Raw genomic sequence first — 18,297 nt, forward strand, 5'->3', positions numbered from 1 at the left:
ACGCGGCCGGTCCCCTCAGTCCACCGGCGTGACCAGTGTGCCGTCGGCGAGATAGCTGCGCAGGTTGCGCAGGGTGAGCTCGGCCATCTCCCGCCGGGTCTCCACGGTGGCGCTGCCCACGTGCGGCAGCAGCACCACGGTGTCGAGCTCGCGCAGGGCGGCCGGCACCCGGGGCTCGTCGGCGAAGACGTCGAGCCCCGCGCCGCCGAGCCGGCCCTCCCGCAGCGCCGCCACCAGCGCCTCCTCGTCCACGACGGAACCGCGGGCGACGTTCACGAGGAAGCCCTCCGGGCCGAGGGCCGCCAGCACCGGGGCGTCGACCGTCCCCGCGGAGTCCGGCCCGCCGGGGACGGCGACCACCAGCACGTCGACGGCGGCGGCGAGCTCGGCCGGGGAGCCCTGGTAGGTGTACCCGGTGCCGGGGGCCGGACGCCGGTTGTGGTAGTGGATCTCGCAGCCGAGCGCCTCGAGCCGCCCGGCGACCGCCCGGCCGATCCGGCCGAGACCGAGGATCCCCACCCGCCGGCCGGACGCGTGCCGGGTGAGCGGGAAGTTCCCCGCGGTCTCCCACCGTCCGGCGCGGACGTAGCGGTCGGCCGCGGAGAAGCCGCGCAGCACGTCCAGGTAGAGGGCCAGCGCGGTGTCCGCCACGGCGTCGGTGAGCACGTCGGGGGTGTTGCTCAGGCGGATCCCGCGTGCGGCGGCCCCGGCGGCGTCCGTGCCGTCGTAGCCGACGCCGAAGTGGACGACGGCCTCGAGCCGGGGCAGCCGCCGCATCAGCTCCGTGCCGACCCCGGTGCGGCCGGAGCAGACCGCCACCCGGACGCCGTCGGCGTACCGCGCCAGGAAGGGTTCGTGCTCCGCGGGGTCCTCGGGCAGGCGCAGGGCGGCGAACTCCGTGGCCAGCGCCTCCTCCACGAGGGGGTGCAGGGAACCCAGCTGGAGGACGTCCCGTCCCCGCCGGGTCTCGGTCGGATCAGTGCCGGTCGTGTCGGTCATGACTGCAACCTAGGGAGGAGCAGGGCCCCGCGTCCAGCGCGGCGCGCCCCGGGGGCGCGGGTCAGTCGTTCTCGCGGGTGCGCCGGACGATGTCCAGGGCGACGGCGCGCAGGTCGCCGTCGTGGGCGCGGGCGACCGCCCGCTGGCGCTGGTAGCCGGCACCCTGCTGCATGATCCGCTCCACGTCGGAGAGCTCGCGCGCGCAGCCGAGCTGCGCGGCGACGGGCTCCAGCCGGTCGAGGAGCCCGGTCAGGTCCTCGCACAGGTCCCGCTCGGTGTTGTCCGGGCCGGTGACGACCTCGGCGTCCAGGCCGTAGCGGGCGGCGCGCCACTTGTTCTCCTGGACGTGCCACGGCTTGAGGCGGGCGGGGGCGCGGCCCGCCTCGACGTCCCGGGAGAGGGACTCCGCGAGGCACTGGGTGAGCGCCGTGAGCGCCGCGACCTCCCACAGCGTCGAGAGGCCGTCGCAGAACCGGACCTCGTCGGTGCCCAGCCGCGGCACGGGGCGCACGTCCCAGCGGGCCTCGCTCAGCTCCTCGATGATGCCGGTCGAGATCATGTCCTCGATGCCCTGCTCGTAGGCGTCCCAGGAGGGGAAGTGGTAGGGCAGCCCCGCCGTGGACAGCTGCTGGAAGATCATGGAGCGCTGGGACGCGTAGCCGGTGTCCTCGCCCGCCCAGAAGGGCGAGTTCGCGGACAGCGCCAGCAGGTGCGGGTAGTAGGTCAGCAGCCCGTCGAGCACCGGCAGCGCCTTGGCGCGCGAGTCGAGGCCCACGTGCACGTGCACCCCGTAGATCACCATCTGCCGGCCCCAGTACTGGGTCCGGTCCACGAGCTTGTGGTAGCGCTGCTTGTCGGTGACCTGCTGGTCCTGCCAGCGCGCGAACGGGTGGGTGCCGGCGGCGAAGACCTCCAGGCCCCGCGGGTCGGTGACCGTGCGGACCTCGTCCAGCATGGCGGACAGCTGCTCGGTGGAGTGGGCGACGTCCCGGCACACCCCGGTGACCAGCTCGATCGTGTTGAGCAGGAACTCCCCGGTGAGCTGGGGGTGGTCGCCCTCGGTGCCCCACTCCGGGCGGGACTCCAGGACCGCCTCGAGCGTCTCCCGGCCGCGGGGGACGAGGTCGCCCGTGGAGGCGTCCACGAGGGCGATTTCCCACTCGACGCCCAGCGTCGACTGGGGGGAGCGGGCGAACGAGATCTCCACGCGGCAGGTCCTCCGTGCTGTCGGGGCGCGGTCGCCCGGTCCGGGGCGGGCCGGACGGCCCGCGAAGCCCTCAGTCTACGGTTCCGACGACGATGACGACGCGCTTCTCACCGGTGCCCGCACCCGTGCGGGCCGGGTCCTCCGGGCGGGGGCCCGGGGCGGTCCGGGTGACCACGAGCGTGGCCCGTCCGGGCCCCTTCGGCGCCAGCCGGCGCCGCAGCTCCTCCGGGGTCACGTCGGTGCCGCGCTTCTTGATCTCGAGGGTGCCGACCTCGTGCTCCCGGACCCACCGCTTGAGCACCTTGACGGTGTGCGGCAGCACCTCCCGCACCCGGTAGGCGCGCGCCAGGGGGCTGCGCACGAGCTCGTCGGAGGTGAGGTAGGCGATCCGGGGGTGGATCAGCCGCGCGCCCAGCTGCCGGGCCAGATCCGTCACGAGTCCGGCACGGATCACCGCGCCGTCCGGTTCGTAGAGGTAGGCGCCCACGGGTCCCACCACCGCGTCGGCGTGGGCGGGGTCGTGGTCCTCCGGGCTGGTGAGCTCCGCGGACCCGTGCCCGGAGAGCACGAGAGCGGCCCGGCGCACGCCGGGGCGGGCCACCGCGTTGAACCACAGCACGGCCTCGACCACGTCGCCCCGGTCGGAGACCCACTGCGCCTCGCACCCGGCGGGGACCGCCTCGTGCGGGATGCCCGGGCCCAGCTTCACCCCGACGGGCAGGCCGCGCCCGGCGAGCGCCTCGACGAAGGACAGGGGCGGGGAGAACGCCTCCGGGTCGAAGATCCGCCGGGTCCCGGACGACGACGTGGTGCGCCGGGCCGGATCCAGCCACACCCCGTCCGGCGGTCCGCCGGGCAGCGCGGAGAGGTCCAGCGTCCCGGCGTCGGCGTGCAGCACCGTGGCCTCGGGGAAGGGGAGGAGGTTGAGGGTGGCCACCGCGGCCGTGGTCTCGTCGAGCTCCACGGCGGTGACCCTGCGGTCCAGGGAGGCCAGCGCCAGCGCGTCCGCGCCGATGCCGCAGCCGAGGTCGGCCACGTGCTCCAGGCCCGCGTCGGCGAAGCGCCGGGCGTGCAGGGCGGCCACCCGCAGCCGGGTGGCCTGCTCGAGGCCGGCCCGGGTGAAGAGCATGCGGTCGGCGAAGTCGCCGAACTTCCCCCGCGCCCCGGCCCGGAGCCGCATCTGGGTGAGCACCGCGGAGACGAGCCGGGGATCGTGCCCCTCGGCGCGCAGGCGGGTCGCCGTCCCCAGGACGTCGTCGGCGTCGTAGGGGCCCGCGGCCTCCAGCAGGCGACTCCCCTCGGCGGTGAGCAGGGGTGCGATGTCCGTCGCCTCGTTCTGCATCGGTCCACCCTATCCGGCCCGTCCGTCCGGGCGCCGGTCAGTAGAACGCGGCGAGACGGCCCCGGGGGCCGTCGATGACCGTCACCGGGGTCTCGAAGACCCGGGTGAGGACCGCGTCGTCCATGATCTCGTGCGGCTCGCCGAACTCGGCGACCCGGCCGTCCTTGACGGCGCAGATCCGGTCCGCGTAGTGGCTGGCGAAGTTGACGTCGTGGAGCACGATGACGATGGTGCGGCCCATCTCGTCGCAGGCCCGCCGCAGGTGCTGCATCATCGACACGGCGTGCCGCATGTCCAGGTTGTTGAGGGGCTCGTCCAGCAGCACGTGGTCGGTCTCCTGGGCGAGGACCATGGCGACGTACGCGCGCTGGCGCTGCCCGCCCGACAGCTGGTCGAGGTAGCGGTGCTCCAGCGGTGCCAGGCCGAGGAAGTCGATGTACCTGCCGATGATCTCGTCGTCGACGGCGGTGAGCCGGCCGCGGCTGTGGGGGAAGCGGCCGAAGCCCACCAGCTGCCGCACGGTGAGCCGGGTGACGTAGTGGTTCTCCTGGCGCAGGACGGAGACGATCCGGGCCAGGTCCTTGGACCGGGTCCGGGCCACGTCGTAGCCGGCGATGTCGATGCTGCCGTCGTCGAGGCCGAGCAGGCGTCCGATCATCGTCAGCAGCGTGGACTTCCCCGCCCCGTTGGGCCCGACCAGGGCGGTCATGCCGGCCGACGGGATCTCGAGGTCGACGGGCCCGATCGTGACCTCACCGCCGTAGTCCTTGCGCACGTTGGTCAGGGTGATCACAGCCGGCCCTTTCGGAGGATGACGTAGAGGAAGACGGAGCCGCCGACGAGCTCGATGATGATCGAGACGACGCCCTGGGCGTAGAAGACGTGGTTCAGGACGAAGTAGGCGCCCGTGAGGACGAGGAACCCGGTGAGGACCGCCACGGGGAAGAGGTGGCGGTGGTCGTAGGTGTCGGCGAACTGGTAGGCGAGCGTCGCCACCAGGAAGCCGAGGAACGTCATGGGGCCCACCAGGGCGGTGGAGACCGCCATCAGCACGGAGACGAGGAAGAGGGTGCCCATGATCTCGGCGCGGTGCCGCAGGCCGAGGTTCAGGCTCACGTCCCGGCCCAGGGCCACCACGTTCAGGCGCGAGGACCTCAGCCACAGGGCGCCGCCGGCCAGCAGGCACAGGGGGACGGCCACCGGCAGGTAGTCGGCCTGGGCGTTGGTCACGGAGCCGAACAGCCGGGCGGAGAGCACGTCGAACTCGCTGGGGGAGAGCAGGCGCTGCATGAACGTCGAGACGGAGCCGAGGCCCCCGCCGATGATGATGCCCACGAGCAGCATCACCTGCAGGTTCCCGTACCGGCCGGAGAGGAGCCAGCCGTAGAGCGCGAGGGACAGCGCGACCATGAGGGCGACCTGCAGCAGGAACTGCGGCACGCCCTGCAGGACGAGGATCCCCGCGGCGCCCAGGAAGTAGACCGTGGAGGTCTGGATCGCCACGTAGAGGGACTCGAAGCCCATGATCGACGGGGTGATGATCCGGTTGTTCGTGGCCGTCTGGAAGCTCACGGTCGCGATCGCCTGGCAGAAGGCCACGACCGCCATGATGACCACGCTCGTCACGCGGCGGTCCGCGATCCGCCAGAAGCCGTCCGAGCCGACCGGCATCGGGTTGTCCCAGGCGAGCAGGCCGAAGGCGAAGCCCGCGGAGGCGAGGGCCAGCACGGCCACGACCGTCCAGTACCGCCGCCGGGCCCGCGGGGTGGGGAACGCCCCGGCGCGGCCCCGTGCGGCGGGGGCCGCCGGCCCCGTGGCCGGTGCCGGCGCGGGGGTGGCGACCACGGCCTCAGACACGTCGACGCTGCCTCAGGAGCAGGCAGACGAACACCACGGCGCCGACGATCCCGAGGATCACGGACACGGGGATCTCGAAGGGCATGATGAGGATCCTTCCGATGAGGTCGCACAGCGTCACGATCGCGATCCCGAGCAGGCACACCCACGGCAGGTTGCCGCGCAGGTCGTCGCCGCGGACCATCGAGACGAGGTTCGGCACGATGAGGCCCAGGAACGGCAGGTTGCCGACGACGACGGTGACGACGCCGGTGGCCACCGCGATCAGCCCGGTCCCGAGCAGGACGGTGCGGTGGTAGTCGAGCCCCACGTTGACGGCGATGTCCTCCCCGAGCCCGGCGACGGTGAGCCGGTCCGCCACGAGGAACACCGCGATCCCGACCAGGAGCACGATCCACAGCACCTCGTACTGGCCGCGCAGCACCGAGGTGAAGCTGCCGGCGAACCAGACCCCGAGGTTCTGCAGCGTGTCCGTCTGCAGCGCGAGGAACGTGGAGACGGAGCCGACCACCGCGCCGAGCATGATGCCGACGATGGGCACGATGAGGGAGGAGCGCAGGGAGACGCGGCGCAGGAAGAGGAAGAAGATCATGGTCCCGATGAAGGCCGCGGTCACGGCGCCGAGCATCCGGGTGAGGATCGTGGCGGTGGGCACCAGGAGCATGACGAGCAGCAGCCCGAGCCCCGCCCACTCGGTGGTGCCCGTCGTGGTCGGCTCCACGAAGCGGTTCTGCGTGAGCAGCTGCATCACCAGCCCGGACATGGACATGGCGGCGCCGGCGAGCACCAGGGCGACGGTGCGGGGGATCCGTGTGATGGCGAACATCTCGTCGCCGTCGTCGGCGCCGAAGACGTCGTACACCCCCGTGAGGAGAGAGGCGGCCAGCAGCGCCAGGACCCCGAGCACGCCGAGGAGAAGCTTCCAGTCGAACAGTGCGCCCTTGCTCCCGGTCCGGGGTCCGGACGAGATCGTCGTCATGGCTCAGCCTCTCCTTCGGCCTCGTGCCCGAGCCGGCACGGTGGTGGGACCCGCCGGGGAGGGCCCCACCACCGTCGTCCGCCGACGGGTCAGTCCTGCTCGCCCATGGCGTCGGCCAGGGTGTTGAAGAACTCCGTGTAGGTCTGGATGCCCTCGTTGGTGTAGGTGTCCTGGGGCATGTAGACGACGTTGTCCTCCTGCACCGCGGTGACGTTCTGCAGGGCCTCCGCCTCCTCGATGACCTCCTGCGCCGGGGTGTACTCCGCGTCGTCGGGACTGATCGCGGCGTCGCGGTCCATCACGAGGATCCAGTCGGGGTTCGAGTCGGCGATCGCCTCGACCGAGATGTCGTCGCCCTGGTGGTCGTCGGTGGCGCCCTCGACCTCGAGGGCCGGTGCGAAGTCGAAGATCTCGAACAGCGGGCCCAGGGTGCGTCCGTTGCCCGGGGCGATGTAGCCGATCTCGCCGCCGGAGACGGTGACGGCCATGACCGTGTCGCCGGGCTGGTACCCCTCGACGACGCGCTGCATCGCCGCGTCGAAGTCGCCGTTGATCTGCTCGGCCTCGTCCTCGCGGTCGAAGATCTGGCCCAGGACGGAGGTCTGCCGCTTCAGCTCCTCGTCGAAGGGCTGGTCCTCGCGCGGGTCCAGCTCGACGATGGTGGCGTCCGGCACGAGGTCGGCGAAGTCCTCCCGGTAGTCGGCGAAGCGCTGGCCGTTGACGATGAGGTCGGGGTCCGCGGCGACGACCGCCTCGAGGTCGGGCTCGCGGTGGTTGCCGAGGTCGGTGACGGACTCGTCGTCGGCGTAGTCGACGGTGTCCGGCATGAGGGCGCGCGGAGCCGCCGCCAGCTCGACGTCCCAGTCGGCCAGCGTCTCGAAGGTGCGGTTGTCGGTGGCGACGACGGACTCCGGCGGGGTCTCGACGGTCTGCGTGCCGTGGTTGTCCTCGACCTCGATCGTGGTGGCCGCGGAGGTGGCGGGGGACTCCGTGGAGGCGGCCTCACCGCCCTGCGCCCCACCGCAGGCGGTGAGGGCGAGGGCGCTGACGGCGGCCAGGAGGACGGCCGGGTGCGTGGTGCGGTTCATGGTCTTCCTTCGTGCGGGAACGCGGTGGCGGACTCCGTCGGAACGGCCCGGGCGGGCCGCAGGACGAGGAGCTCTGACGGATGACGGACCGGCACGCGGACGTGCGGGGCGTCGAGGGGGGCACCGCTGCTCGGCCGAGGTAAGGGTTGCCTTAGTGCTCAACCTAGAGGGTGGAGCGGGCGTGAGGCAAATCATTGGCGAATGCAGGTGTGACCTAATTCGGGCCGGGGGTCCCGGCCGGTCCGGCGCCCGGGTGGTGCTGGCACTCGCCTTGACCGACTGCTAGCCGACTTCTATAGTCGGCCTTGGCACTCTCCGGGTGAGGGTGCTAAGGGCCCGGCGATCGATCGGCACCGCGACGACGGTCGGTGCGCCGACCGGCCCGAAGCACGACGGCGGGCTCCGCCCGCGGTCGCCCACTGTTCTTCACGCCTACAGACAAGGAGAGATCGTGTCGGTCTCCATCAAGCCTCTCGAGGATCGCATCGTCGTCCAGCCGCTCGCCGCCGAGCAGACCACCGCGTCCGGCCTGGTCATCCCGGACACCGCCAAGGAGAAGCCCCAGGAGGGCAAGGTCCTGGCCGTCGGACCCGGTCGGGTCGACGACTCCGGCAACCGCATCCCGGTGGACGTCAAGGAGGGCGACGTCGTGATCTTCTCCAAGTACGGCGGGACCGAGGTCAAGTACAACGGCGAGGAGTACCTGGTGCTCCCCGCCCGCGACGTGCTCGCCGTCGTCGAGAAGTAGACCCGGCGAAGCAGACCGCGCAGTCCTGACGAAGGGTGCCCGCCGCTCGCCCCGCTGTTCCGGCGGGCCCGCGGCGGGCACCCTTCGCCGCTTCCGGACCCCCGGATTCCAGATCCCCGAAACCCCGCTGGCGACCCCAGCCACCCAGAAGGAGCCATAGTCCATGGCCAAGCAGCTGGCATTCGACGATGCCGCACGCAAGTCCCTCGAGAACGGCGTCAACAAGCTCGCCGACACCGTCAAGGTCACCCTCGGCCCGCGCGGGCGCAACGTGGTGCTCGACAAGAAGTGGGGCGCCCCCACGATCACCAACGACGGCGTGACCATCGCCCGTGAGGTCGAGCTCGACGACCCCTACGAGAACCTCGGGGCCCAGCTCGCCAAGGAGGTGGCGACGAAGACCAACGACGTCGCCGGCGACGGCACCACCACCGCCACCGTCCTCGCCCAGGCGCTCGTCAAGGAAGGCCTGCGCAACGTGGCCGCCGGCGCCGACCCGCTGAGCCTCAAGCGCGGCATCGAGAAGGCCGTCGAGGCCGTCTCCGAGCGGCTGCTCGAGAACGCCCGTCCCGTCGAGGGCGCCAACGTCGCCCACGTGGCGGCCATCTCGGCCCAGGACCCGGCCATCGGCGAGCTCATCGCCCGGGCCTTCGAGACCGTGGGCAAGGACGGCGTCATCACCATCGAGGACGGCTCGAGCACCGAGGTGGAGCTCGACGTCACCGAGGGCATGCAGTTCGACAAGGGCTACCTGTCCCCGTCCTTCGTCACCGACGCCGAGCGCCAGGAAGCGGTCATGGAGAACTCCCTGGTGCTGCTGTACCAGGGCAAGATCTCCTCGGTGCCCGAGCTCATGCCCGTGCTGGAGAAGGTCCTCCAGGCCAAGAAGCCGCTGACCATCATCGCCGAGGACGTCGAGGGCGAGGCCCTGTCCACCCTCGTGGTCAACAGGCTCCGCGGCACCCTCGACGTCGTGGCCCTCAAGGCTCCCGGCTTCGGCGACCGCCGCAAGGCGATCCTGCAGGACCTCGCCGTCCTGACCGGCGGCCAGCTCATCACCAGCGAGCTGGGCATCAGCCTCGACCAGGTCACCCTGGAGCAGCTGGGCACGGCCCGCCGGGTCACCGTCACCAAGAGCACCACGACCCTGGTCGACGGCGGGGGCACCCAGGCCGAGATCCAGGAGCGGGTCGCCACAATCCGCGCCGAGGCCGAGCGCTCCGACTCCGAGTGGGACCGCGAGAAGCTCCAGGAGCGTCTCGCGCGCCTGGCCGGCGGCGTCTCCGTGATCAAGGTCGGCGCGGCCACCGAGGTCGAGGCGAAGGAGCGCAAGCACCGCATCGAGGACGCCGTGTCCTCGACGCGCGCGGCCCTCGAGCAGGGCATCGTCTCCGGCGGCGGCACCGCGCTCGTGCAGGCGGGGAAGGTCCTCGACGAGTCCGACCTCGGCCTCGCCGGCGACGCCGCGACCGCGACCGGCATCGTCCGCCGCGCCCTGCGGCAGCCGCTGTTCTGGATCGCCCAGAACGCCGGCCAGGACGGGGCCGTGGTCGCCTCCCGCGTGGCCGACCTCGAGGCCGGCCACGGCTACGACGCCGCCACCGGCGAGTACGTCGACATGGTCGCCGCCGGGATCATCGACCCGGTCAAGGTCACCCGCTCGGCGCTGCAGAACGCCGCGTCCATCGCGGCGCTCGTGCTGACCACCGAGACGCTCGTGACGGACAAGCCCGCGGACGACGACGGCCACGGGCACGGCCACCAGCACTGACCCGGCACGCCCCGACGGACCCGTCCCGCCACCGGCGGGGCGGGTCCGTCGCCGCGTCCAGGGTCCGGGCCGGAGCCTCGGGTAGAGTGCGGTAACCCCCCGCTCACACCGCCCGGGCCTCCTCGGCGGCACGGCACCGCCCAGGAGGTTCCCCCCATGACCAGCCTTCGCGAGCACGACGCGCCGGCGGCCGTCGACGCGTCCGCGGCGCGCCGGGTGGCCCGCTACTCGGGCTTCCGCCCGGAGGTGCAGGGGCTGCGCTTCGTGGCCGTGCTGCTGGTCGTGCTCTACCACGTGTTCCTGGACCGGGTGTCGGGGGGCGTGGACATCTTCCTGCTGATCTCGGCGTTCTTCCTCACGCTGTCGTTCGTGCGCAAGCTCGAGGCGGGGCGGCCGCTGGCGCTGGGCCGGTACTGGCTGCACGTGTTCAAGCGACTGCTGCCGCTGGCGGTGCTGACGGTGCTGGGGACGCTGGTGCTCGCGTGGTGGTTCTTCCCGGAGACGCGGATCGACCGGATCCGCACCGAGGCGCTGGCCTCGGTGTTCTACGTGGAGAACTGGGCGCTGGCCCTGGCCGAGGTGGACTACTACGCGGCGGACGACTCCACGGCCTCGCCGTTCCAGCACTTCTGGTCGCTGTCGGTGCAGGGCCAGGTGTTCCTGCTGTGGCCGCTGCTGTTCGGGGTGGCGTGGCTGGTGTGCCGGCGGGGCCGGTGGGCCCCGGTGCCGGTGCTGGCGGTGCTGTTCGGCGGCCTCTTCGCCGGTTCCCTGGCGTGGTCGGTGTACACGACGGCCACGAACCAGGCCTTCGCGTACTTCGACACCCGGGCGCGGCTCTGGGAGTTCGCCCTGGGGTCGCTGCTGGCCCTGGCGGTGCCCTATCTGAACCCGCCGCGGCTCGCGCGGGTCGTGCTGGGCTGGGCCGGGATGCTCAGCATGGTCTCGGTCGGGGTGCTGATCAACGTGCAAGGGGCGTTCCCGGGCTGGATCGCGCTGTGGCCGCTGCTCTCGGCGGCGGCGGTGATCGTCGCCGGGCGCTCGGGCTCCGCGTGGGGGGTGGACCGGGTCCTCGCCTCCCGGCCGCTGGTGCGCCTGGGGGACGCGTCCTACGCGCTGTACCTGGTGCACTGGCCGCTGCTGATCACCTACCTGGTGCTGCGGGACCGGCCGGTGGCCGGGCCCCGGTCGGGGGTGGTGATCATCGTGGTGTCGCTGCTGCTGGCGGTGCTGGCCACCAAGCTGGTGGAGCGGCCCTTCCAGCGCTGGGAGTGGCCGGAGCGGACCCGGGCCCGGCTGGCGGCCTCGGTGGCGGTCAGCCTGGCGCTGGTGGCGGTGCCGGTGGCGCTGTGGGGCGCCGTGGACCAGCGGCGGGCCGACCTGCTGGCCGAGGAGGCGCTGCGGAACAACCCCGGGGCGGCGGTGCTGGAGCCGGGCTTCGAGTTCGCCGGTGACCCGCAGGCCCCCGCCCTGCCCCTGCCCTCCGCCCTGGGGGAGGAGTGGGTCGGCCTGCCCGAGCCCTGCTCCGGCGAGTACGCCCCGGAGCAGGAGGCCGTCGTGGAGTTCTGCCGCCAGCTCCCGGCCGTCGAGGACCCCGAGCGCACGGTCGTCGTGGTCGGCAACTCCCACATGGAGCAGTTCATGGGCGCGGTGATCCCCATCGCGGAGAAGTACGACTGGCAGCTCATCGCCGTGCTGCAGCCCGGCTGCCCGTTCGCGATCCACCCGGAGGGACACGACTGCCGGCCGGGCAACGACGCGGCGCTCGCGTACGTGGAGCAGGTCGCCCCGGACGCGGTGATGACCACCTCCACCTATGCGGCCCGCATGGACCCCGCCGGCGAGACCGTCGTCGGCGGCTTCCCGGAACTCGTGGACCGCCTCGCGGACCAGGGCATCGACGTCATCGGCTTCCGCGACAACCCCCGGTTCGACGTCAACCCCTACGACTGCGCCCAGCGCCACGGCGAGGACGCGGACCGGTGCCAGGTCCCCGTCGACCGGGTCCTGGCCCCGGTCAACCCGGCCGACGTCCTCCGCGGCGAGCCCGGGTTCACCTCGCTCGACCTCACCGACCTCATCTGCCCGGAGGGGCTGTGCCGCCCCGTGGTGGGCAACGTGCACGTGTTCTTCGACCCGCACCACCTCAGCTGGGCCTACACGCGGACCATGGCCCCCGCCCTCGAGGAGAGGCTGACCGCGGCCCGCCTCTAGAATGGTCGCGACTCCCTCGAAGCTGAAAGGCCCCACCGTGTCGGATACCGCCGTCCCCACCGCCCTGTCCGAGGACCCCTTCGGGTTCACCGGCCTGACCTACGACGACGTCCTGCTGCTGCCCGGCAGCACGGACGTCATCCCCTCCGAGGCGTCGACGAGCACCCGCCTGTCCCGGCGCATCACCCTGGACGTGCCGCTGGTCTCCGCGGCCATGGACACCGTCACCGAGTCCCCGATGGCGATCGCGATGGCCCGGCAGGGCGGCATCGGCGTGATCCACCGCAACCTCTCGGTCCAGGACCAGGCCGAGCACGTGGACCGGGTCAAGCGCAGCGAGTCCGGCATGATCACCGACCCCGTGACCATCTCCCCGGAGGCGACCCTCGAGGAGCTGGACCGGCTGTGCGGCTACTACCGCGTCTCGGGACTCCCCGTCGTGGACGCCGAGCAGACGCTGCTGGGCATCATCACCAACCGCGACACCCGCTACCTGCCGGAGAGCGACTTCCCGCGCCGCCGGGTGCACGAGGTCATGACGCCCATGCCCCTCATCACGGGCAAGGTCGGGATGGCCAAGGACGACGCGCACCAGCTCCTGGCGTCCAACAAGATCGAGAAGCTGCCGCTCGTCGACGACGCGGGCCGCCTCACGGGCCTGATCACCATCAAGGACTTCACCAAGGCGGAGCAGTACCCGCACGCCACCAAGGACGACGAGGGCCGGCTGCGCGTCGGCGCCGCCGTCGGCTTCTTCGGCGACGGCTTCGAGCGGGCCATGGCCCTCGTGGAGGCCGGCGTGGACGCCCTCTTCATCGACACCGCCAACGGGCACTCCCAGGGCGTGCTGGACATGGTCGCCCGCCTCAAGGCGGAGAGCGCGGCCGCCCACGTGGACGTGATCGGCGGGCAGGCGGCCACCCGCCACGGCGCGCAGGCCATCGTGGACGCCGGCGCGGACGCCGTCAAGGTGGGCGTGGGCCCCGGCTCCATCTGCACCACCCGCATCATCGCGGGCGTGGGCGTCCCCCAGGTCACCGCCGTCAACGAGGCGGCGAAGGCGGCGATCCCCGCGGGCGTGCCCCTCATCGCCGACGGCGGCCTGCAGTACTCCGGCGACATCGGCAAGGCCCTCGTGGCCGGGGCGGACTCCGTGATGGTCGGTTCCCTGCTGGCCGGCTGCGACGAGTCCCCGGGCGAGCTGATCTTCGTCAACGGCAAGCAGTTCAAGACCTACCGGGGCATGGGCTCGCTGGGGGCCATGCAGTCCCGCGGCAAGAAGACCTCCTTCTCCAAGGACCGCTACTTCCAGGCCGACGTCGCCAGCGACGAGAAGCTCATCCCCGAGGGCATCGAGGGCCAGGTCCCGTACCGCGGCCCGCTCTCGGCGGTGGTCCACCAGCTCGACGGCGGCCTGCGCCAGACGATGTTCTACGTGGGCGCCCACAGCGTCGAGGAGCTCAAGCACCGGGGCCGGTTCGTGCGCATCACGCCGGCCGGGCTCAAGGAGTCCCACCCGCACGACATCACGATGACCGTCGAGGCACCCAACTACCAGCGCTGAGCGCCCGTCCGCAGCACCGTTCGGAAAGGACACCATGAGCTACGACATCGAGATCGGCCGCTCCAAACGCGCCCGCCGCACCTTCTCCCTGGACGAGATCGCCCTCGTCCCGTCCCGCCGCACGCGCGACCCCCGGGACGTGTCCACGGACTGGCAGATCGACGCCTACCGGTTCTCGATCCCGTTCCTGGGCGCCCCGATGGACTCGGCGACGTCCCCGGAGTCGGCCATCGCGCTCGGCCGGGCAGGCGGGCTGGGCGTGCTCGACCTCGAGGGGCTGTGGACGCGCTACGAGGACCCGCAGCCGGTGCTCGACGAGATCGCGCAGCTGTCCGGCGAGGACGCGCAGTCCTCCACGCGCCGGATGCAGGAGCTCTACGAGGCCCCGGTCCGCCCCGAGCTGATCACCGCCCGGCTGGCGCAGATCCGGCAGTCGGGCGTCATCGTCGCCGGCTCCCTGACCCCGCAGCGCACGGTCGAGCACTACCGCACCGTCCTGGACGCGGGCGTGGACGTCTTCGTCATCCGCGGGACCACGGTCTCCGCGGAGCACGTCTCCCGCAACCAGGAGCCGCTGGACCTCAAGAAGTTCATCTACGACCTCGACGTCCCGGTCATCGTGGGCGGGGCCGCCGGCTACACGCCCGCGCTGCACCTCATGCGCACGGGGGCGGCCGGTGTGCTCGTGGGCTTCGGCGGCGGCGCGTCCATGCGCATCCAGCAGACCCTGGGGATCCACGCGGCCATGGCCACGGCGATCTCCGACGTCGCGGCCGCCCGCCGGGACTACCTCGACGAGTCCGGCGGGCGCTACGTCCACGTCATCGCCGACGGCGGCGTGGGGCTCTCCGGGGACATCGTCAAGGCGCTCGCGATGGGCGCGGACGCCGTGATGCTCGGCACCGCGCTGGCCCGCACGGCGGAGGCGCCCGGACAGGGCTGGCACTGGGGGGCCGAGGCGCACCACGAGCAGCTGCCGCGCGGTCTCCGGACCCGGGTCGGCACCGTGGGCCCCCTGGAGGAGGTCCTGTTCGGGCCCTCCCGGCACGTCGACGGCACGTCCAACCTCGTGGGCGCCCTGCGCCGGTCGATGGCCACCACCGGGTACCTGGAGCTCAAGGAGTTCCAGCGCGCCGAGGTGGTCATCCGCGGCTGAGCCGCGCGGATCCGGCCGCATCCGCGCGCTCGGGCCGCACCCGCGGCCCGGGCGCGCGGAACTGGCGAACGTCCAGGAAGGCGCACTAGCCTTGTCGGGTGCTCTCGACCGCCCTGCGCCCCCGTTCGATCCTCGGCCTGATCGTGAGTCTCGCGCTGGCGGTGGGGTTCGTGCTGCTGAGCCAGTGGCAGCTGGAGTCGAGCGAGCAGGCCCGCACGGTCGCGGACCCCGCGAAGGACGTGGCCGTACCCTTCGAGGAGGCCGCCTCGGCCGGCGCCCCGGTCACCACCACCCAGGCCGACCAGCTCGTCACCGTGACGGGGGACTACCGGGACGGCTCGACCGTCCTGGTCCCCGGGCGGCTGCAGGACGGGGCGGAGGGATGGTGGGCCGTCACGGCGCTCACCGTGCCGGGCAGCGCGGACCGCTGGCCGGACGCCGGCGGCGAGCTCACGGTGGCGGTGGCCCGGGGCTGGACCGCCGACCCCGCGTCCGTGCCCGCGGAGCCGGAGGGCACCGTCGGCGTCGTCGGCCGGTACCTCCCGGCCGAGGGCCCCGTGCCCGGGGCCGAGCTGCCGGAGGGCCAGGTGGGCACGGTGTCCCCGGCGCAGCTCACCAACCTCTGGGACACCCCCCTCTGGTCCGGCTACGTGGCGGCCTTCGCCGAGAACCCCGCCGCCGCGCCGTTCCAGCTCGCCGAGGACGGGACCCTCGCCCAGGACGCCGCGCTGCTGAGCCCGCAGCTGTCCCGGCTCGACATCGACCAGCAGCCCACGGACGAGTCCGTGAACCTGCTCAACCTCTTCTACGCGGTCGAGTGGGTCGTCTTCGCCGGGTTCGCCGTCTACATCTGGTGGCGGTTCGTGCGCGACGAGTGGCAGCGCGAACAGAACCCGGACGAGTACTTCTACTTCGAGGGCGAGTACTTCTACGACGAGGCCGCCGGACGCTACTACTACTACGACCCCGACGCGGGGGAGTACTACTGGTTCGACGACCAGCCCGCCGGCCGGGAGCCCGAGCCCACGACCCACGACACGTCCCATGACACGTCCCGCGACAGGACCCAGGACAGGACCGGAGCCCACCATGACTGACCCCACCCAGCCGACCCCCTCCCCAGCGCCCTCGCCGCGGGAGCGCACCGACGGGGTGCGGGTCTCCCTCCCGCAGGACGCCCGGCCCACGGACGCCGCGGCGCCCGGCCGCGTCCCGCGCCGGGCGGCGGCCCTGCAGCCGCGCCGCCGCTTCGGGGGCACCGAGGCGCAGATCCGCGGCGCCCTGAACTTCTACATGGTCTGCGCCTGGCTCTCCGGCACCTTCCTGCTGCTGCTCGTGGCCGAGATGATCACCCGCTACGGACTGGGCTACGACCTGATCGCGGGCGGCACCGACCGGGCCACGGGGGAGACCGTGGCCCTCGGCTGGCAGGACCTCGAGCTCGAGAACCTCGCGGGCGGCGTCAACATCTCCACGTGGATCCTCATCGTGCACGGCTGGTTCTACGTGGTGTACCTCGTCTCCTGCTTCCGGATCTGGACGCTCATGCGCTGGCCCTTCCCGCAGCTCGTGGTCATGGCCCTGGGCGGGGTGGTGCCGTTCCTGTCCTTCGTGGTGGAGCGGAAGATCCACGCCTCCACCACGGCCGAGCTGCGCGCCAACCCGAAGGCCGCGAAGCGGTACTGAGCCGGTCCCGCGCCTGGCCTAGGATGGAGGGCGTGACCGAGACACCTGAGACCCGCACCGACCTGGAGCAGCGCCCGGTCCTGGTGGTCGACTACGGCGCGCAGTACGCGCAGCTGATCGCCCGCCGGGTCCGCGAGGCCAGCGTCTACTCCGAGATCGTCCCCCACACCTGGTCGACCGAGCAGATCCTCGCCAGGAACCCGGCGGCGGTCATCCTCTCCGGCGGACCGTCCTCCGTCTACGCCGAGGACGCGCCGCAGCAGGACGCGTCCCTGTTCGAGGCCGGCGTGCCGGTCCTCGGCATCTGCTACGGCTTCCAGGCGATGGCCCGGGCCCTCGGGGGGACCGTCGCGCACACCGGCGCCCGGGAGTACGGCGCGACCACCGCCACCGCCGTCGGCGGGCCGACCGCCTCCATCCTGGCGGGCTCGCCGGGCACCCAGACGGTCTGGATGAGCCACGGCGACTCCGTCGTGGAGGCCCCCGCCGGCTTCGAGGTGCTCGCCTCCACGGAGACCACCCCCGTGGCCGCGTTCGCCGACGACGCCCGCCGGCTCTACGGCGTGCAGTGGCACCCGGAGGTCAAGCACTCGGTGCACGGGCAGCAGGTGCTCGAGCACTTCCTCTTCGACGGCGCGCAGGTCGAGCCCACGTGGTCGACCGGCAACATCATCGAGGAGCACGTCGAGCGGATCCGCGCCCAGGTCGGCTCGGCGTCCGTGATCTGCGGGCTCTCCGGCGGCGTGGACTCCGCCGTGGCCGCCGCCCTGGTCCAGCGCGCCGTGGGCGACCAGCTCACGTGCGTGTTCGTGGACCACGGGCTGCTGCGCGAGGGCGAGGCCGAGCAGGTGGAGCAGGACTTCGTCGCCGCGACCGGCGTCAAGCTCCACGTGGCCGAGGAGAAGGAGCGCTTCCTCGGTGCGCTCGCCGGCGTCACCGACCCCGAGCAGAAGCGCAAGATCATCGGCCGGGAGTTCATCCGCTCCTTCGAGGCCGCCGCCGAGGAGGTCAGCCGGGCCGCCGCCCAGGAGGGCGAGCCGGTGCGCTACCTCGTCCAGGGCACCCTCTACCCCGACGTCGTGGAGTCCGGCGGCGGGGAGGGCGCCGCCAACATCAAGAGCCACCACAACGTGGGCGGGCTGCCCGAGGACCTGCAGTTCGAGCTCGTCGAGCCGCTGCGGACCCTGTTCAAGGACGAGGTGCGCGCGGTCGGCCGTGAGCTCGGCCTGCCGCACGAGATCGTCGGCCGCCAGCCGTTCCCCGGCCCCGGACTCGGCATCCGCATCATCGGGGAGGTCACGGAGGCCAACCTCGCGGTCCTGCGCCGGGCCGACGCCATCGCCCGCGAGGAGCTCACCCGCGCCGGGCTCGACGACGAGGTCTGGCAGATGCCGGTCGTGCTCCTGGCGGACGTGCGCTCGGTGGGGGTGCAGGGCGACGGCCGCACCTACGGGCACCCCGTCGTGCTGCGGCCCGTCTCGAGCGAGGACGCGATGACCGCCGACTGGTCGCGCCTGCCCTACGACCTGCTGGCCCGGGTCTCCAACCGCATCACCAACGAGGTCGAAGAGGTCAACCGGGTGGTCCTGGACGTCACGTCCAAGCCCCCGGGCACCATCGAGTGGGAGTAGGCTCCCGGGGCGGGCCCAGGGCCCGCCCGCACGGGCGAGACACGAGCAGCCGGGGTCG

General features: G+C 72.5%; 15 protein-coding genes. 8 read left to right on the plus strand and 7 right to left on the minus strand.

Features of this window, described 5'->3' with window-relative positions; all coding sequences use genetic code 11:
• Positions 1 to 15: 15 nt before the first annotated feature.
• The 7 genes from ACH9D3_RS14290 to ACH9D3_RS14320 form a co-directional block, all read right to left on the minus strand.
• Positions 16 to 999: a 2-hydroxyacid dehydrogenase gene (locus ACH9D3_RS14290; protein WP_396401223.1), complete on the minus strand. Its 984-nt coding sequence runs from the start codon at positions 997 to 999 to the stop codon at positions 16 to 18.
• A 61-nt stretch (positions 1,000 to 1,060) separates the two neighbouring features.
• A complete protein-coding gene (locus ACH9D3_RS14295) occupies positions 1,061 to 2,206 on the minus strand; it encodes a glutamate--cysteine ligase (protein WP_396401224.1) in 1,146 nt (381 codons plus the stop codon).
• 70 nt (positions 2,207 to 2,276) lie between these two features.
• Positions 2,277 to 3,548: a THUMP-like domain-containing protein gene (locus ACH9D3_RS14300; RefSeq protein WP_396401225.1), complete on the minus strand. Its 1,272-nt coding sequence runs from the start codon at positions 3,546 to 3,548 to the stop codon at positions 2,277 to 2,279.
• 37 nt (positions 3,549 to 3,585) lie between these two features.
• Positions 3,586 to 4,341 carry an iron ABC transporter ATP-binding protein gene (locus tag ACH9D3_RS14305; RefSeq protein WP_396401226.1) on the minus strand — a complete coding sequence of 252 codons (756 nt, stop codon included), beginning with the start codon at positions 4,339 to 4,341 and terminating at the stop codon, positions 3,586 to 3,588.
• Positions 4,338 to 5,405 (minus strand): iron chelate uptake ABC transporter family permease subunit, encoded by a 1,068-nt coding sequence (locus ACH9D3_RS14310; RefSeq protein WP_396411449.1) that lies wholly within the window; start codon positions 5,403 to 5,405, stop codon positions 4,338 to 4,340. Before ACH9D3_RS14310 ends, ACH9D3_RS14305 begins: the two co-directional genes overlap by 4 nt.
• Positions 5,398 to 6,384: an ABC transporter permease gene (locus ACH9D3_RS14315; RefSeq protein ID WP_396401228.1), complete on the minus strand. Its 987-nt coding sequence runs from the start codon at positions 6,382 to 6,384 to the stop codon at positions 5,398 to 5,400. The genes ACH9D3_RS14310 and ACH9D3_RS14315 overlap by 8 nt, the downstream gene beginning before the upstream one ends.
• 89 nt (positions 6,385 to 6,473) lie before the next feature.
• On the minus strand, positions 6,474 to 7,472 hold the full coding sequence (locus ACH9D3_RS14320; RefSeq protein ID WP_396411450.1) for an ABC transporter substrate-binding protein: 999 nt from the start codon (positions 7,470 to 7,472) through the stop codon (positions 6,474 to 6,476).
• A gap of 451 nt (positions 7,473 to 7,923) precedes the next feature.
• Between ACH9D3_RS14320 and groES the strand changes: the two genes are divergently transcribed.
• From groES to guaA, 8 genes are all read left to right on the plus strand, one after another.
• Positions 7,924 to 8,220: a co-chaperone GroES gene (gene groES / locus ACH9D3_RS14325; protein WP_047801805.1), complete on the plus strand. Its 297-nt coding sequence runs from the start codon at positions 7,924 to 7,926 to the stop codon at positions 8,218 to 8,220.
• 163 nt (positions 8,221 to 8,383) lie between these two features.
• Positions 8,384 to 9,991, plus strand: a complete 1,608-nt coding sequence (gene groL, locus ACH9D3_RS14330) for a chaperonin GroEL (RefSeq protein WP_396401230.1) — start codon at positions 8,384 to 8,386, stop codon at positions 9,989 to 9,991.
• A gap of 156 nt (positions 9,992 to 10,147) precedes the next feature.
• Positions 10,148 to 12,202: an SGNH hydrolase domain-containing protein gene (locus ACH9D3_RS14335; RefSeq protein WP_396411451.1), complete on the plus strand. Its 2,055-nt coding sequence runs from the start codon at positions 10,148 to 10,150 to the stop codon at positions 12,200 to 12,202.
• A 1-nt stretch (position 12,203) separates the two neighbouring features.
• Positions 12,204 to 13,766: an IMP dehydrogenase gene (gene guaB, locus ACH9D3_RS14340; RefSeq protein ID WP_396411452.1), complete on the plus strand. Its 1,563-nt coding sequence runs from the start codon at positions 12,204 to 12,206 to the stop codon at positions 13,764 to 13,766.
• 34 nt (positions 13,767 to 13,800) lie between these two features.
• Entirely contained in the window at positions 13,801 to 14,922 is a 1,122-nt protein-coding gene (locus ACH9D3_RS14345) for a GuaB3 family IMP dehydrogenase-related protein (protein ID WP_396401233.1), read from the plus strand.
• Positions 14,923 to 15,020: 98 nt separating this feature from the next.
• Complete coding sequence (locus ACH9D3_RS14350) at positions 15,021 to 16,019, plus strand: SURF1 family cytochrome oxidase biogenesis protein (protein WP_396411453.1); 999 nt, start codon at positions 15,021 to 15,023, stop codon at positions 16,017 to 16,019.
• Positions 16,012 to 16,608, plus strand: a complete 597-nt coding sequence (locus tag ACH9D3_RS14355) for a DUF3817 domain-containing protein (protein WP_396401235.1) — start codon at positions 16,012 to 16,014, stop codon at positions 16,606 to 16,608. The genes ACH9D3_RS14350 and ACH9D3_RS14355 overlap by 8 nt, the downstream gene beginning before the upstream one ends.
• A 23-nt stretch (positions 16,609 to 16,631) precedes the next feature.
• Positions 16,632 to 18,239 carry a glutamine-hydrolyzing GMP synthase gene (gene guaA / locus ACH9D3_RS14360; RefSeq protein ID WP_396411454.1) on the plus strand — a complete coding sequence of 536 codons (1,608 nt, stop codon included), beginning with the start codon at positions 16,632 to 16,634 and terminating at the stop codon, positions 18,237 to 18,239.
• Positions 18,240 to 18,297 lie beyond the last annotated feature (58 nt).

The organism is Kocuria kalidii, from assembly GCF_044462225.1.
GTDB lineage: Bacteria > Actinomycetota > Actinomycetes > Actinomycetales > Micrococcaceae > Kocuria > Kocuria kalidii.